At 73.9% G+C, this 14,388-nt stretch carries 11 protein-coding genes and 1 pseudogene; 7 read left to right on the forward strand and 5 right to left on the reverse strand.

The window, feature by feature from the left end; genetic code table 11:
• Positions 1 to 12: 12 nt before the first annotated feature.
• Both ACQEU6_RS10355 and ACQEU6_RS10360 read right to left on the reverse strand, forming a co-directional pair.
• Positions 13 to 483 (reverse strand): AMP-binding enzyme, encoded by a 471-nt coding sequence (locus tag ACQEU6_RS10355; protein WP_499340120.1) that lies wholly within the window; start codon positions 481 to 483, stop codon positions 13 to 15.
• Positions 466 to 1,659: pseudogene (locus tag ACQEU6_RS10360) on the reverse strand (AMP-binding protein); the annotation flags it as partial. The pseudogene ACQEU6_RS10360 and the gene ACQEU6_RS10355, both read right to left, overlap by 18 nt.
• A gap of 715 nt (positions 1,660 to 2,374) precedes the next feature.
• Between ACQEU6_RS10360 and ACQEU6_RS10365 the strand changes: the two are divergent.
• The 7 genes from ACQEU6_RS10365 (at position 2,375) to ACQEU6_RS10395 (ending at position 11,848) form a co-directional block, all read left to right on the forward strand.
• Positions 2,375 to 3,241 (forward strand): MFS transporter, encoded by an 867-nt coding sequence (locus ACQEU6_RS10365; protein WP_499331011.1) that lies wholly within the window; start codon positions 2,375 to 2,377, stop codon positions 3,239 to 3,241.
• A gap of 5 nt (positions 3,242 to 3,246) precedes the next feature.
• Entirely contained in the window at positions 3,247 to 3,534 is a 288-nt protein-coding gene (locus tag ACQEU6_RS10370; protein ID WP_499331012.1) for a hypothetical protein, read from the forward strand.
• Positions 3,535 to 3,745: 211 nt separating this feature from the next.
• The gene (locus ACQEU6_RS10375) at positions 3,746 to 4,213 is read left to right on the forward strand and encodes a MarR family winged helix-turn-helix transcriptional regulator (protein WP_499331014.1); all 468 of its coding nucleotides are present in this window, start codon (positions 3,746 to 3,748) and stop codon (positions 4,211 to 4,213) included.
• Positions 4,210 to 5,487 (forward strand): MFS transporter, encoded by a 1,278-nt coding sequence (locus tag ACQEU6_RS10380; protein ID WP_499331016.1) that lies wholly within the window; start codon positions 4,210 to 4,212, stop codon positions 5,485 to 5,487. The genes ACQEU6_RS10375 and ACQEU6_RS10380 overlap by 4 nt, the downstream gene beginning before the upstream one ends.
• A gap of 122 nt (positions 5,488 to 5,609) precedes the next feature.
• The gene (locus tag ACQEU6_RS10385; protein ID WP_499331017.1) at positions 5,610 to 6,473 is read left to right on the forward strand and encodes a CE1 family esterase; all 864 of its coding nucleotides are present in this window, start codon (positions 5,610 to 5,612) and stop codon (positions 6,471 to 6,473) included.
• Positions 6,474 to 6,557: 84 nt separating this feature from the next.
• On the forward strand, positions 6,558 to 6,842 hold the full coding sequence (locus ACQEU6_RS10390; RefSeq protein ID WP_499331019.1) for a trypco2 family protein: 285 nt from the start codon (positions 6,558 to 6,560) through the stop codon (positions 6,840 to 6,842).
• Positions 6,839 to 11,848: a trypsin-like peptidase domain-containing protein gene (locus tag ACQEU6_RS10395; RefSeq protein WP_499331020.1), complete on the forward strand. Its 5,010-nt coding sequence runs from the start codon at positions 6,839 to 6,841 to the stop codon at positions 11,846 to 11,848. The genes ACQEU6_RS10390 and ACQEU6_RS10395 overlap by 4 nt, the downstream gene beginning before the upstream one ends.
• Before the next feature lie 12 nt (positions 11,849 to 11,860).
• Here ACQEU6_RS10395 and ACQEU6_RS10400 read toward each other — a convergent pair whose 3' ends face one another.
• The 3 genes from ACQEU6_RS10400 to ACQEU6_RS10410 are packed head-to-tail and all read right to left on the reverse strand — an operon-like array spanning position 11,861 to position 14,387.
• Entirely contained in the window at positions 11,861 to 12,070 is a 210-nt protein-coding gene (locus ACQEU6_RS10400; protein ID WP_499331021.1) for an MbtH family protein, read from the reverse strand.
• A 14-nt stretch (positions 12,071 to 12,084) separates the two neighbouring features.
• On the reverse strand, positions 12,085 to 13,353 hold the full coding sequence (locus ACQEU6_RS10405; RefSeq protein ID WP_499331023.1) for a lysine N(6)-hydroxylase/L-ornithine N(5)-oxygenase family protein: 1,269 nt from the start codon (positions 13,351 to 13,353) through the stop codon (positions 12,085 to 12,087).
• Between the two features lie 14 nt (positions 13,354 to 13,367).
• A complete protein-coding gene (locus tag ACQEU6_RS10410) occupies positions 13,368 to 14,387 on the reverse strand; it encodes an iron-siderophore ABC transporter substrate-binding protein (protein ID WP_499331026.1) in 1,020 nt (339 codons plus the stop codon).
• Position 14,388 lies beyond the last annotated feature (1 nt).

Genomic DNA, 14,388 nt, shown 5'->3' on the forward strand with positions numbered 1-14,388 from the left:
CCCCGCCCGGCGTCAGCGCTCCACGTGCTCGATCTCGAGCGCCGCCTCCCTGTGCCGGGCGCGCAGGGGCTTCTTGTCGAACTTGCCGACCGTGGTCTTCGGGATCTCCTCCAGGAACGTCCAGTACTCGGGGACCTGCCAGCGGGCGACCTTGTCCGCGAGGAACGACGCCAGCTCCGCCGGGGCGGCCGACGCCTCCGGGCGCAGGACGACGCAGGCCAGGGGCCGCTCGTCCCAGCGGGCGTCGGGGATGCCGATGACGGCGGCCTCCGCCACGGCGGGGTGGGCCATGAGGTGGTTCTCCAGCTCCACCGAGGAGATCCACTCGCCGCCCGACTTGATGACGTCCTTGGCGCGGTCGGTGATCTGGTAGAAGCCGCGGTCGTCGACGGTGCCGATGTCGCCGGTGCGCAGCCAGCCGTCGTCGAACTTCCCGGGTGCGGGGTCGCGGTGGTAGGCGCCGGTGATCCACGGCCCGCGCACCTCGATCTCGCCGACGGACTCGCCGTCCCACGGCAGCTCGGCGCCGGCGTCGTCCACGATGCGCATCTCGACGCCGGCGGCGACGCGGCCGGACTTCAGCCGCCAGTACATGTCCTCGCCGGTGCCGGGCTCGACGCCGGGCGGCGGGAACGCCATGCCGCCGAGCGGGCTCGTCTCCGTCATGCCCCACCCCTGGATGATGCGCAGCCCGTACCGCCGCTCGAAGCGCTCCAGCAGCACACGCGGCGCGGCGGCGCCGCCGGAGGTGCCCGCCCGCAGCGACGACAGGTCGATCTCCTCCTGCTCCCCCAGGGCCAGGATGCCGTTCCAGATCGTCGGGACGGCGGAGGCGAGCGTGCTGCGCTCGGCGGCGATGAACTTCGCGAGGTGCTCCGGTTACATGAACGGGCCCGGCATGTGCAGCGTCGCATCGGACAGGAACGCCCCGTACGGCAGCCCCCACGCGTTGACGTGGAACATCGGCACGATGGTCAGGACGCGGTCGGCCTCGGTGATGCCCACCAGGGACGCCGACTGCACGGCCATCGCGTGCAGGAACGTGGAGCGGTGCGAGTACACCACGCCTTTGGGGTCGCCCGTGGTGCCGCTGGTGTAGCACATGGACGCGGCGGAGCGCTCGTCCACGTCGGGCCACGCGTAGCCGGGCTCCTCCGCGGCGAGCAGCTCGCGGTAGCGCAGGACCGGCGCCCCGTTGCCGTTGGCCTCCAGGGCCGAGGCGTCGCCGTCCCCGACGACGACGAACGCCTCGACGGCGGGGAGCTCGCGCACGACCCGCGCCAGCAGCGGGACGAGGCTGTCGTCGACGATGACGACCTGGTCGCCGGCGTGGTTGATGATGTGCGAGAGCTGCTCGGGGAACAGCCGGATGTTCAGCGTGTGCAGCACGGCCCCCATGGCGGGCACCGCGAAGTACGCCTCCAGATGCTCCTGGTCGTTCCAGCAGAACGTCGCCACCCGGTCGCCGGGCCGGACGCCCAGCCCGGCCAGGGCGGACGCGAGCCGCTCGGCGTTGCCGGCGATCTGCGCGAAGGTCGCCCGCCGGGGCTCGCCGCCGCCCGTCCACGTCACGCACTCGCTGCGGCCGTAGACGCGCGCCCCGTGCCGCAGGATCGCGGCGACGGACAGCGGAAAGTCCTGCATCGTGCTGAGGATCATGGCGTTTCTCCGAGAAGGCCCGCGGCGGAAACAGGAAGGGCCGGCCGCACATGAATGCGCACATACCGACCGGTCGGTTCACCATATTTTCGACACCGCCCCGCCGTCAATGATCCGTAGTCCGGGGTGGAGGAGCCGAGGGGCGGGGCGTGCCCGCGGCCTCCGCCCCGGCAGCGCGGGACCGCCCAGGTCGCCACCGGTACGCGGCTGGTACCGGCCCCGCGACGCCTACGGCCGAAGCCCCCGCCGTGAGGTTGTGAGAGGACCTCGCGTCCTGCTCCGTGCCGGCCGCCGGAGCGGGCGGGCGCGCAGATCATCTGTGCGCGGCGACCGGCGGGCCCGGGTGCTCGGAGCCGCGAAAGCCGGGTGCGCCCAGAGCCCGGCGAGAATGCCCATGAAGGCGTGCCCGTTCTGCCTTGTACCGTCCGGTCGGCATGGGCGCGGGATGTCGATTCTTGCCTGCGGTTGGAGCACACCACGGAGGCACAGCGGACGCCATCGCCGTGCGGGTCACCGCACGCAGGAAGTGCCATACCGACTGGTCGGTTTTGCCAGTCGAAGTTATTGCCATTTCGACTTCGCGGGTTTACGTTGACCGGACGGCGGCGAGCGCGCGGCGCCGCGTGCCGCCGCCCGGCTGTGGCGCCGCGACCTGCCGCACTACCCGGAGACGGGACGCCGCTACGCCTGTCTCGCCATCGTCGTCGTCACGGTCGTGCTGTACTACCTGCTCTACATCCAGTACGCCGTCGCGACGTCGATCATGTCCCACTACGGGATGTCGTTCGGCTTCTTCATCCTGCTGTCGGTCGTCGGCAACGCCATCGGCGCGTTCGCGTCACTGCTCGCCGGGCTCGCCGACCGGTGGGGCCGCGCGAACCTCGTGGTGTACGGCCTCCTCGTCGCCGGCCTGCTGGTCCTCGGGCTGCCGCACGCGCCGGACAAGAACACCTTCCTGGCGCTGTTCGCCCTGCTCAGCTTCATCGAGGGCATCGTGCTCGTCGCCACGCCGGCGCTGATCCGCGACTTCTCGCCGCAGCTCGGCCGCGCCACCGCGATGGGCATCTGGACGATGGGCCCGGTCCTCGGCAGCCTCGTCGTCACCACGGTCACCAGCGCGACCCTCGACACCTCCGGCCGGCAGGACGAGCTGCGCTACGCGGGATTCGCCGCGCCGGCGGTGTTCGTCGTCGCCCTGTTCGGCCGGCGGGAGCCGTCCCCCGCGCTGCGCGACCAGATCATGGTCAGCCTGCGGGACCGCGCGCTGGTCGAGGCGCGCCAAGGGCATCGACCCCGGCCGGCAGGCGTCCGGCCACTGGCGGCGGATGATGCGGCAGGACGTCGTCGGCTCCGCCTTCGCGATCAGCGTCCACCTGCTGCTCTACTACGCGGCCGTCGGCAACTTCGTCATACGTCGCGGTCGGCGTGTTCGGCGGCCTGGCCTACGCGCCGTGGATGGCGAGCTTCACCGAGACCGCCGAACGGCACGACCCGGCGGCCACCGCCACCGGCCTCGCGGTGTGGGGATGGATCCTGCGGATCGTCGTGGCGTGCTCGGCGGCGTTCGTCCCGGTGGTGGTGACCTCGGTGACACCGCTCGTGGAACACGGCCACGAGGTGCGGGCGGCGTCCGAGCAGGCGGCTCCCGCGCTCGCCGTCGTGAACGCGCATCCGCAGCTGTTCGCCGAGCTGGGCCGGTACCCGGAGGGCTCCGTACCGCCGGAGCTCCAGGCGCGCGCCGCCAAGGAGGTGGGCCTGCCGGGCCTCGCGGCCGTACAGAAGGCGCAACCGCAGCTGAAGGTGCTGGAGGAGCACGGCGCCGAGGTGAAGAAGGCCTCGGAGCAGGGCCCCGGCCAGTGGCGGAACCGGTGGTAGGTCTGCCTGGGCGGCCGGATCGTGTTCCTGCCGTTCGTCTTCGTCATGACCGCCGCTGGAGCCCCGGGCGCGCCCGGGAGGACGCGGAGGCGCACCAGCGCGCGATCGACAAGGAACTGGCCGCACTCGCCCGGGACTGACCGCGGTCCCGAAGATATTTAGCTGGGCGAACATATAGACGATTTATGTAAGCACGTGATACATGTCGGTTATGGATTCGCCGTCCTCCGCCGAGGAGCTGGAGCTGGCCGCGGGGCTGGGGCGCGTGTACTCGCTGATGCGGGCGCTGTCCCTGCCCCGCGACCTGTCGATGACGACCGTTTCGACGCTGGCCACGCTGGAGCGCTTCGGCCCCCGCCGGGTGACCGAGCTGGCCGCGTTCGAGGGCGTCACGCAGCCCGCGATGACGCAGCTGGTCTCGCGGCTCGAACGGGAGGGGATGGCGGAGCGCCGCACGCTGCCCGGCGACCGCCGGGTGGTCGCGGTGCACCTGACCGAGGCGGGGCTCGCGGAGCTGGCACGGCGGCGCGCGGCGCAGGCCAAGCGGCTCGCCGAACTGCTCGCCGGGCTGCCCGCCGCCGACCGCGCCGCGATCGCCGGGGCGCTGCCGGCGCTGGACCGGCTGACCGGAGCCGCCCTCGGCGTCCCCTTCCCCGAGACCGGCGGAGAGCACGGATGAGACCAGTCGCCGACGGGCGCGCGCCCGCGCAGAGCCCCTTCCGCCAGCCGAAGGCCGTGTGGGCCGTCGCCTTCGCCTGCGTCATCTCCTTCATGGGCATCGGGCTCGTCGACCCGATCCTGCCCGCGATCTCCGAGGACCTGAACGCCTCCCCCAGCCAGGTCACCCTGCTGTTCACCAGCTACCTGGTGGTGATGGCGGTGGCCATGCTGGTCACGGGCTTCGTCTCCAGCCGCATCGGCGCCAAGCGCACCCTGGTCGCAGGGCTCGTCCTGATCGTGGTGTTCAGCGCCCTGGCCGGGACGTCCGACAGCATCGCCGGGATCATCGGGTTCCGCGCGGGCTGGGGCCTCGGCAACGCGCTGTTCGTCGCCACCTCGCTCGCCGTCATCGTGGCCTCGGCGAGCGGCGGGTTCGGCGGCGCCATCATCGCCTACGAGGCCGCGCTCGGCCTCGGCATCGCCGTCGGGCCTCTGCTCGGCGGGGTGCTCGGCGACATCAGCTGGCGCGGGCCCTTCTACGGCGTCTCCGTGCTGATGACGATCGCGCTCGTCGCCACGCTCGTGCTCGTGCGGCCGCAGCCGAAGCCCGAGCGCCGCACCTCGATCGCCGACCCGATCAGGGCACTCCGGCACCGCGGCCTGCTGATCATGAGCCTGACCGCACTCTGTTACAACTGGGGCTTTTTCACAGTGCTCGGGTACGCGCCGTTCCCGATGCACCTGAGCGCCCTGAAGCTCGGGCTGGTGTTCACCGGATGGGGCCTGCTCGTCGCCGTGTTCTCGGTGTTCGGCGCGCCCTGGCTGCAGCGCAGGTTCGGGCTGGCGCGCACCCTGTACGGCAACCTGGCGCTGTTCGCGGTGGACGTGCTGGTGATCGCGCTGTTCGTGGACTCCCGGGCCACGCTGATCGTCGCCGTGATCGTCGCGGGGGTCTTCATCGGGGTGAACAACACCCTGACGACACAGGCGGTCATGATGGTCGCGCCGGTGGAGCGCCCGGTGGCGTCGGCGGCCTACGGGTTCGTCCGGTTCATCGGCGGCGGGCTCGCCCCCTACGCGGCGGGACGGCTGGCCGAGCACACCAACCTGCACGTCCCGTTCGCCGTCGGCGCGAGCGCGATCGTCCTCGGCATCGTGATCCTGACGGCGGGCCGCGGCGAACTCGCCGGCGCCGAGCGGCGGCAGGCCGAGCTGGACGCGCGGGCCGCCCGGGGCGAGCCGGACGCCGGGGTCGCCGAGGCGGCGGAGGCCGGCTCGGGATCGGGTTCGTAGCCCCCGCGGCGCTCCCCGCCGCGCGCCGCGGGCCGCCTGCGCGCCCGTGTGCCAAAAAGGGCCGGGCTTTTCTGCGCGCCGGTGCGTAGCCCGGCGGGGCGCGGCGGGCGTTAGATCGCGCTATGAAGATCGCCGTGCGGGCGGCGATGATCGTGGCGCTCCTCGCGACGCTCATCGCCCACCCCCTGCCCGCCGGAGCGTCCGAGGGCGCCCCGGGAACGTCGAAGCACACCATTGCGATGGGCGGCTGGAACCGCCCCTACCTGCTCCACGTCCCTCCCCAGCGTGAGGCGGGCGCGCCGCTGCCGCTCATCGTCGCGCTGCACGGCGGCCTGAACGACGCCGAGTACGTCCGCAGGCAGAGCGGGCTCGACGAGACCGCCGACCGCCACGGCTACGCGGTCGCCTACCCCGACGGGCTCCTCGGCACCTGGAACGCCGGGGCCTGCTGCTGGTTCGCCCGCTGGAGCGGCGTCGACGACGTCGCGTTCCTCGACAAGCTCATCGACACGCTGGTGCGGCAGGGCGTCGCCGACCCCCGCCGCGTCTTCGTGACCGGCTTCTCCAACGGCGGCGGCATGGCGTACCGGTACGCGTGCGAACGGTCGGACCGGATCGCCGGGATCGCGGTGGTCTCGGGGGCGCTCGCGATCGGCTGCACGCCCCGGAAACCGGTGTCGGTGCTGGCCTTCCACGGGACGTGGGACCCGTCGGTCCCCTATACGGGCGGCGGGAACATGGACGCGGACGTCCATTTCCCCTTCATCCCCGTCCAGGTGCTCATGGAGTTCTGGAGATGGACGGACAGGCTGCCCGCGCTCTCGTGGCCGGTGCCGGACGGGCCGGACGACTGCGTCGGCACGGGCCCGGGCCCCGTCGCCGTCGCACTGTGCACCCGGCAGCGCGGAGGCCACGAATGGCCGGATTATGCCAGCGAGCTCATGGCCAGGTTCTTCGCGGACAGGCCGTCCCTGCCGAAGACATGACCTCCGTTGAATTCAGATCGTCCCGCTACAAAGCGCTAAACTCTCCCCTCTGACGAGTAATGGGGAGCAATGCAGGAAATCGGCTTGGCAGAGGCAGTCAAAGCGATCCGCGACGAGCTGGCGCGGGCTCAACTCGAGGGCGCCGACGAGGAGATCCGCTTCAGCGTGGGGCCGGTCGAGGTCGAGTTCGAGGTCGCCGTGGTCCGGGAGGGCGGCGCCAACGGCAAGGTGAAGGTCTGGGTGGTCGAGGTCGGCGCCTCGGGCAAGCTCGCGCGGACCACCACGCACCGGGTGGCGGTCACGCTCGACCCGCGGGTCGACGGCAAGCCGATCGAGGTGGGTGACCGGCTCCGCAAGCCCGGCCGGTGATCCCTGACGAACCACGCTGGCGCACCGTCGAGGTGCTCGTCGGGGAGGGCGAGGAGGGCTACGGCACCGGCTACCGGGTCTCCGCCGGGCTGGTGCTCACCTGCCGGCACGTCCTGGCCGCCTCCGGTGCGGTGACGGTCCGGCTCACCACGCCGGACGAGTCGGTCTCCGTCCCCGCCGAGCGGGTCTGGACCGCCGAGGGCGCCGAGGTCGACCTGGCGCTGCTGCGGGTGGCGGACGGCGCACTGCCCGCCGTGGCCCCGGCGGCGCTGGCGGACGTCGACCCCTGGAGCACCGGGCGCGCCCGGTTCGTCTCGTGGGGCTTCCCTGCGTCCCACGACCGGGAGGGCGAGCTCGGCGGGGTCCGCGACGTCGACCAGGTGGACGGCGAGGTCCTCCTCGGCGCCAACGTCAAGACGGGCCTGCTCGACCTCCACCGCGACGACGCCCCGCAGCGCGCCGGCGTCCGGTACAAGGGCCTGTCCGGCGGTCCCGTCCTGGTCGGCGGCAAGCTGGTCGGCGTCGTGCGCTGGGCCGAGCCCGACGGGCCGCTGACCGCCTCCCGCGTGTTCAGCGCCGCCGGACCGCACCGGCCGCGGATCGCCGGCGAGTTCGTCGAGCCCCGCCCGAGCCGGGAGAGGCTGAACGCGCTGCTCGACGGCGCGGGCGTGCGGCTGGACCCGGGGAGCGCCGGCCCGTCCGCGCCGCTGCGCCGGTCCCGGTACTGGTCGACCATCACCAAGCTGCGGGCCCGCTGCCCCGACCCCGCCGACCGGGACGCCGAGCTCGGCCGGCTCCAGGAGTTCGCCACGAGCGGCACGCCGTACCTGTGGCTGGTGGGCGAGCCCTGGGCCGGCAAGACGACGCTCGCCGCCGCCTTCGCCGGGGACCCCGCCTCCGACGTCATCACGGTCGCGTTCTTCGTGTCGCGGTCGGCCGGGTCGCGGCTGGCCGACTACCGGGCCGCGCTGGCCGACCAGCTGGCCCCGCTGGTCGGCGAGACGCCGACGCCCGGGGTCGTCCCCACCGCGTTCGACCTGGACGACCTGTGGCAGCGCGCGGCCGAGCGGGTCACCGCCGACGGGCGCCATCTCATGCTCATCGTGGACGGGCTCGACGAGGACGACCACCTGCGGCACCGCGAGAGCAGCATCGCGGCGCAGCTCCCCGAGTACGTGCCGCCCGGCAGCCATGTGCTGGTGACCAGCAGGCACTTCCCCGAGGTGCCCGCCGACGTCCCGGACGGGCATCCGCTGCGCGGGTGCGAGCGCCGCACGCTCGCCGCCAACGAGGCCTCCCGCGCCTCGCGCAACGCCGCCGAGCGCGACCTGCAGCAGCACCTGAGCGACCGGACGAGCCGCGAGGTGCTCGGGCTGCTGGCGGCCTCCGGGGGCGGGCTGGCCGACGAGGACGTCGCCCGCCTCACCGGCCTGGACCTCTACGACGTCCGGGAGCTGGTCGAGCAGACCGTCGCCCGCCTGGTCGAGCGGCGGGAGGACGACGGCCGTGGCCGCTACTCCTTCGCCCACGACCTGATCCGGGAGACCACCACCGAGCGCCTCGGCGCCGAGGCGATGGACGGCTTCTGGGCGCGGGTGCTCGAATGGGCCGAGACCTACCGGGCCGGCGGCTGGCCCGCCGACACGCCCCTGTACCTCCTGGACCGGTTCCCGCAGGTGCTGGCCGACAACGGGGACCTGGACCGGCTGCTGCGGCTCAACGAGCCCGACCGCTGGAGCCGCCTGCTGGAGCGGACGGGCACGGTGGAGCCGGCGGTACTGACGCTGACCGACTCGATCCGGCTGCTGCTGGCGGCGGACTCCCCCGACCTCGCCGTGATCTACGTGCTGGCGCTGTGGCGCGACCAGCTCCGCCTGCCCGTCCGGGTCCATCCCGAGGTCATCGCGGTGGTCTGGACCGAGCTCGGCGAGCTGGAGCGCGCCGAGCGGATGGCCCGCGACATCTCCGTCGCCTCGATCAAGGCCAACATCCTGATCTCCATGGCGGAGGCGGCGGGCCGGGCGGGCGCCGAGACGGAGGCGGCGCTGTGGCTCCAGGAGGCGGAGCTGCTGGCGGGGGGCATCCTGAGCGGGGTGCGCAGGGCCCGGACCCTGGCCCGGATCGCGCTGGCCCTCGGCCCCGGCTTCACCCGCGCCGAGACCCTCCTGGACGAGGCCACCCGGCTGTTCACCTCCGTGGTGCCGTCCCGGCTCCGGCGCCGGGAGCTGATGACGGGCATGGCCTGCGACGCGGCCCGCGCCGGGCTGTGCGACTCGGTGGAGCGCATCGCGCGGTCGTTCGCCGACCGCAAGCACCAGTGGCCGATCATCGTGGCGGCCGCCCAGGCGGCCGCCGGACAGGGCCTGCAGGAGGACGCCGAGCGCCTGGCGGGCCTGCTGGCCCCGGACGACCTGCGGTGGGAGACGTTCGCCGAGCTCGTGCGGCTGCTGGCCGACCGGGGCGAGTTCGCGGCGGCGCAGGAGCTGGCGCTGACGTCGGTGAACGGGGCCCGGGCGTCCGCCCGGGCGCTCGGCGGCATCCTGCGGGCGCGGGCGCTGCGGGGCGAGCTCGACGCCGCGCGGGCGGTGCTCGCGACCGCGATCGAGACCGTCACGGCCAAGGGCGGCGCGTCCCGCCAGGCGGCGCTCGGCGAGCTGCTCGCCTCCGTCGCGGAGGCGGGGCTGCTCGACGAGGCCGAGCGGCTCATGGCGCTGCTGGAAGGCCACCGCCGGGCGCTCGCCGCGGCCCGCGTCGCCGTCGGCGCGCTCGACGCCGGCCGTCCGGACACTGCGGTCCGGCTGATGAGGACGGCCGCCGACCTCGTCACGCGCCAGCCGAGGCGGCAGTGGGCGCCGCTGGTCGAGGCGGCCTCCGGGATCGCGGCGGGGGGCGACCCGGACACGGCGCGCGGCCTGCTGACCCTCGCGCTGACCGTGGCCGAGGGGACGTCCCCCAAGGCGGCGCGGGCGGTCAACCTGCTGATCAAGTCCCACGTCGCCGAGCTCCGGGGCGACTCCGGCGTGCTGGAGGCGGGCATCGACGCGGCGCTGCGCCTCCCGTCCCAGCAGGACCTGCCGGCGGAGACGGCGAGGACGGCCACCGAGCTCGGCCTGACCGGGCCGGCCGTCCGGGCGGCGCTCTTCGTCATCGACGTGCACGAGCGCAACACCCTGCTCGGGACGATCGCGGAGCGGGCCGCGCGGGACGGCCGCCTGGACATGGTCCACCGCGCCCTGGCCGGCATGAGCCGCACCCGCAAGCAGCTGTTCGCCAGCGTCAACGCCGCCGAGGAACTGGCCAGGGCGGGCCGGCTCACCGAGGCCGAGGACCTGGTCGACCGGGTCCAGAACGGCTTCCGCAGGGCCACGGGCCTGGCCCGGCTCGCCCGGATCGTCGCGGGGCGGGGCGAGCGCGACCAGGCGGTCGCCTACCTCCTCGCGGCCGAGCAGCTGGCTCCCGCGGGCTCGGTGCGGCACCTGACCCAGTTCGAGATCACGGCCGCCGCCGCGGCCGCGGCCCGGCGGGGCCGCTACGGGGAGGCGGAGCGGATCGCCGCGGTCCTCGACGGTCCCCGGCGGCACGCGTCCGCCCTGGCCGAGCTCGCCGAGACCGCCTACGGCACCGGGGCCTACCCTCGCGTGGCGCGGTTCCTGACCGTCGCCGAAGGGCTGCTCGGCGACCTGGACGACGACTCCCGCGACGCCGTCGCGACGGAGCTCGCGGCGGCGGCGGCCCGGGCCACGGACCTCGACACGGCGCGGCGGCTGGTCTCGCTCGTCTCGGATCCGGCCATGAGGCTGTCCGCGCTGACCGAGGTCGCGCGCGCCGCCCACGGCTTCGGGAACGCCGCCGCGGCGGGGCGGCTGCTGGCCGAAGGGGAGAAGCGGCTGGCCGGGTTCGACGCCGACTCCAGCGAGGGGGTGGCGACCGAGCTCGCGGCGGCGGCCGTGGAGATCGGCGACCTGGACCTGGCGGAGCGGCTCGCGACCGGGCTGGCCGATCCGCGGCTGCGCGTGGAGGGCCTGCTGGCGGTCTGCCGGGCGAGCTCCGAGCGGCTGCGGGCGTTGCGCCGCCGGGTCGTGCGCGAGGCGGGCGGGGTGCGCAACATGCGGGTCCGCGGCGAGCTGATCGGTTCCCTGGCCGCCGCCATCGCGGCCACGGGCAACGCGAACCTGGCGGGCAGGACGATGGACGACGCCGAGAAGGCCGTCCGCACCATCGCGATCACCAATCCCGAGCCGCGGTGCCGCGGCCTCGTGGAGCTGGCCCTGCTCGCCGACGCGATCGGCGACGCCGACCGCGCGCGGCGGCTGCTGCGCGAGGCCGAGCAGCTCGCCGCGACCTACGTGGACGAGCAGCGCCACCAGCGGGCCCTGTCGCACATCGCCCACGCCGCCGCGCAGGTCGGTCTGCTGGACGAGGCGGAGCGGGTGACGGAGACCATGCGGGCCTCGCGGCTGCCGTTCCCCGCGTGGAACACCCTGACGGCCGTCGCGGAGCGGGCCGCGGCCCTGGGCGACGCCGGCCGCGCCGTCCGGCTCATCGAGGAGGCGCTGCGGATCGCCAGGAGCGTGCGCGACCCCAAGGTGCGCGGCGCGACGTTCGCCGGCATCGCCGCCGCGGCGCTGCGGGCGGGGCTGCCCGAGCAGGCGCAGGGCATCCTCGGCGAGGAGCCGCAGCACCACCACCGGCAGGGCCCGATCCTGCGGGACATCGCGCTGGCCACCGCCGCGGCGGGGCGGCTGCCGGAGGCCGAGCGGATGGTCGCCCGGATCCGGTCGTCCGCGCGCCGCCGGGAGGCCTGCGAGGGCGTCATCGCCCACCTGGTGGAGGAGGGCGACCACGCCGAGGCCGAGCGCCTCATCGTCCAGGGCATCCGGGAGGACGGCTGGCTGCCGCCCCCCGCCGTCATGATGGCGGCCCTGCCGGAGGCGGTCCCGCCGCTCGGCAACGTCCTGCCCCGCATGGCCGCGTTCGAGGAGGCGGCCAGGGCCGAGCGGTCGTGACCGGCGGAGGGCTCAGGGCGCCTCGGCCGCCAGGCTTCGGGGGCGGATGTCCTTCCAGTTGTCGGTGACGTACCCGATGCAGTCGGACCGGCTCTCGGGGCCGTGGACGATCGTCCAGCCGTCGGGGACGTCGGCGAACGCCGGCCACAGGGAGTGCTGGCCCTCGGCGTTGGCGAGGACGAGGAACGTGCCCTCGGGGTCGTCGAACGGGTTGGTCGCCATGGTCTTGCCTTCCTCTAGACGCCGGGGGTGACGCGGGCGGACCGCCGCGCCATGGACCGGACGATCTCCCCGGTGCGCACGGCGGTCATGGACAGCAGCGAGGAGGCGATCCCGTGGCTGTGCTCGGTGGCCCCCTGGAGGTAGACGCCCCACTCGGGGCCGGGCTCGGTGGCGATGCGGTAGTCGCGCTCGACGACCGGGCGACCGTCCGGGCCGGTGCGGCAGTGCGCGCCCGCCTCGCCGAGCAGTTCGAACGGGTCGCGCTCGCGGTAGCCGGTGGCGTAGACGACGGCGTCGGCGTCCAGGTCCGCGGACTCGCCGGTCGGCAGGAACGCGACCCGGACGCGAGCCCCGGCGGCGCCGCGGTCGGCGACGTCCAGGACGCGTGAGACGTTGAGGATGCGCAGCCGCTCGGCGCCCGCGACCTTCTCCGCGTAGGCGCGCCGGTACAGCTCGTCGATGAGGTCGAGGTCGACGACGGAGTAGTTGGTGTTGCGCGAGTACTCGAACAGCATGCGCTTCACGTCGCCCGGCGCGGCGTAGTAGTGGTCGACGGCCGCGGGGTCGAAGATGCGGTTGGCGAACGAGCTGTCGTCGGCGGGCGAGTACCCGTACCGCGCGAAGACCGCGCAGACCTCGGCGCCGGCGAACGTGCGGTGCAGGTACTCGACGGCCTCGGCCGCGCTCTGCCCGGCGCCGACCACGACGATCCGGCGCGGGTCCCAGTCACCGCGCCCGCCGAGCCGGGTGAGCAGGTCCTCGGTGTGCCAGATCCGCTCCCCCGCCTGGACGCCCTCCGGCAGGACGGGTTCGAGCCCAGCGCCGATGACGACGTTGCGGGCGAGGTGCGTCTCCAGCTCGTCGCCGCGGCGCACGACGACCTCCAGGGTCTCGTCGTCGTGCGGGCGGAGAGCGACGACCTCCGTCCCGTAGCGGACGCGCCCCTCGAACGCGGCGGCGGCCCATTCGAGGTAGTCGTGGAACTCCAGCCGCGTCGGGAACATCGTCTTGTGGTTGACGAAGTCGACGAGCCGGCCCCGGGCGTGCAGGTAGGCCAGGAACGAGTACGGGCTGGCGGGGTTCCGCAGCGACGCCAGGTCCTTGAGGAAGTGGACCTGCATGGTGGCGCCGTCGATCAGCATGCCGCGGTGCCAGCCGAACGCGGGCTGCTTCTCGAAGAACACCGCGTCCGCGCCGCCGTGCTCCTCCTCGAGGGCGACGGCGAGCGCCAGGTTGGACGGGCCGAACCCGATGCCGACCACATCGCGGACGGGGGTGTGCATGCGCTCCTCCGGCATCAGGCGGGCTTGGCCGCGCTCGCGGCCTTGGCGATCTGCGGGACGACCTGGTCGATCACGTAGGGGACGGCGAGCGGTGTGGGGGTGCGCAGCGGCCAGAAGGACTTCAGGTCCAGCGGCACGTAGGAGCCGCGCTTCACGGCGCCGAGCCCGGCGAACAGCTTGTTGCCCTCGATCTTCTTCTGGGTGGCGGGGTCGTCGTTGTAGTGGCTGATCAGGACGTCCACGTCCAGGACGGAGACCTTCTCCATGCTCAGCTCGGCGGCGAACCCGTCGCCGGGCAGCTTGCTCAGCGACTCCGGCAGCGTCATGCCGAACTGCTGGAGCAGCTTCACGCTGGTGTCGTCGGGGGACTTCATCACGCCGATGTTGCCGTTGGGGAAGACGCTGGTGAACGCGAACTCCTTGCCGCCCAGCTCGGGGTGCTTCGCCTTCACTCCGGCGATCTTCGTCTCGACGTCGGCGACGAGCTTCCCGCCGTCCTCGGGACGGCCGATCGCGGCGGCCACCTGCTGGGTGATCTGCTGCCAGGAGTCCTCGGCGGGGCCGTTCTGGTAGGCGAGCGTCGGCGCGAGCTTGGAGAGCTTGCCGTACTCCTTGTCGATGGCGAAGTCGCCGGCGGCGAGGATCAGGTCGGGCCGCAGCGCGGCCACCTCCTCCAGGTCGAAGCCCGCCTCGCCCGCCTTGAGCAGCTTGGGCCTGCCGCCGGTCAGCTCGGGCGCGCTCCAGGGGGCGAGGCCGTCGGGCTGGACGCCGGTGAGTTCGGTCATGCCGACCGGGGTGACGCCGAGGGCGAGCAGCGCGTCCTGGTCGACCTCGCCGAGCGCGACGATCCGCTTCGGCGCGGACTTCACCTCCGCGGAGCCGAGCTTGTGGGCGACGGTGACCGGGAACGCCCCGGCCGGACCGCCGGAGCCGCCGGAGCCGCCGGCGGGCTCGTCGTCGCCGCAGGCGGCGACCGATCCGAGTCCGAGGACGAGCGCGGCGGCGACCGTCAGGCGCCGCATCGTGGTGCGCATT

This window comes from Spirillospora sp. CA-108201, assembly GCF_050936235.1.
In the GTDB taxonomy this organism is placed as follows: Bacteria; Actinomycetota; Actinomycetes; order Streptosporangiales; family Streptosporangiaceae; genus Spirillospora.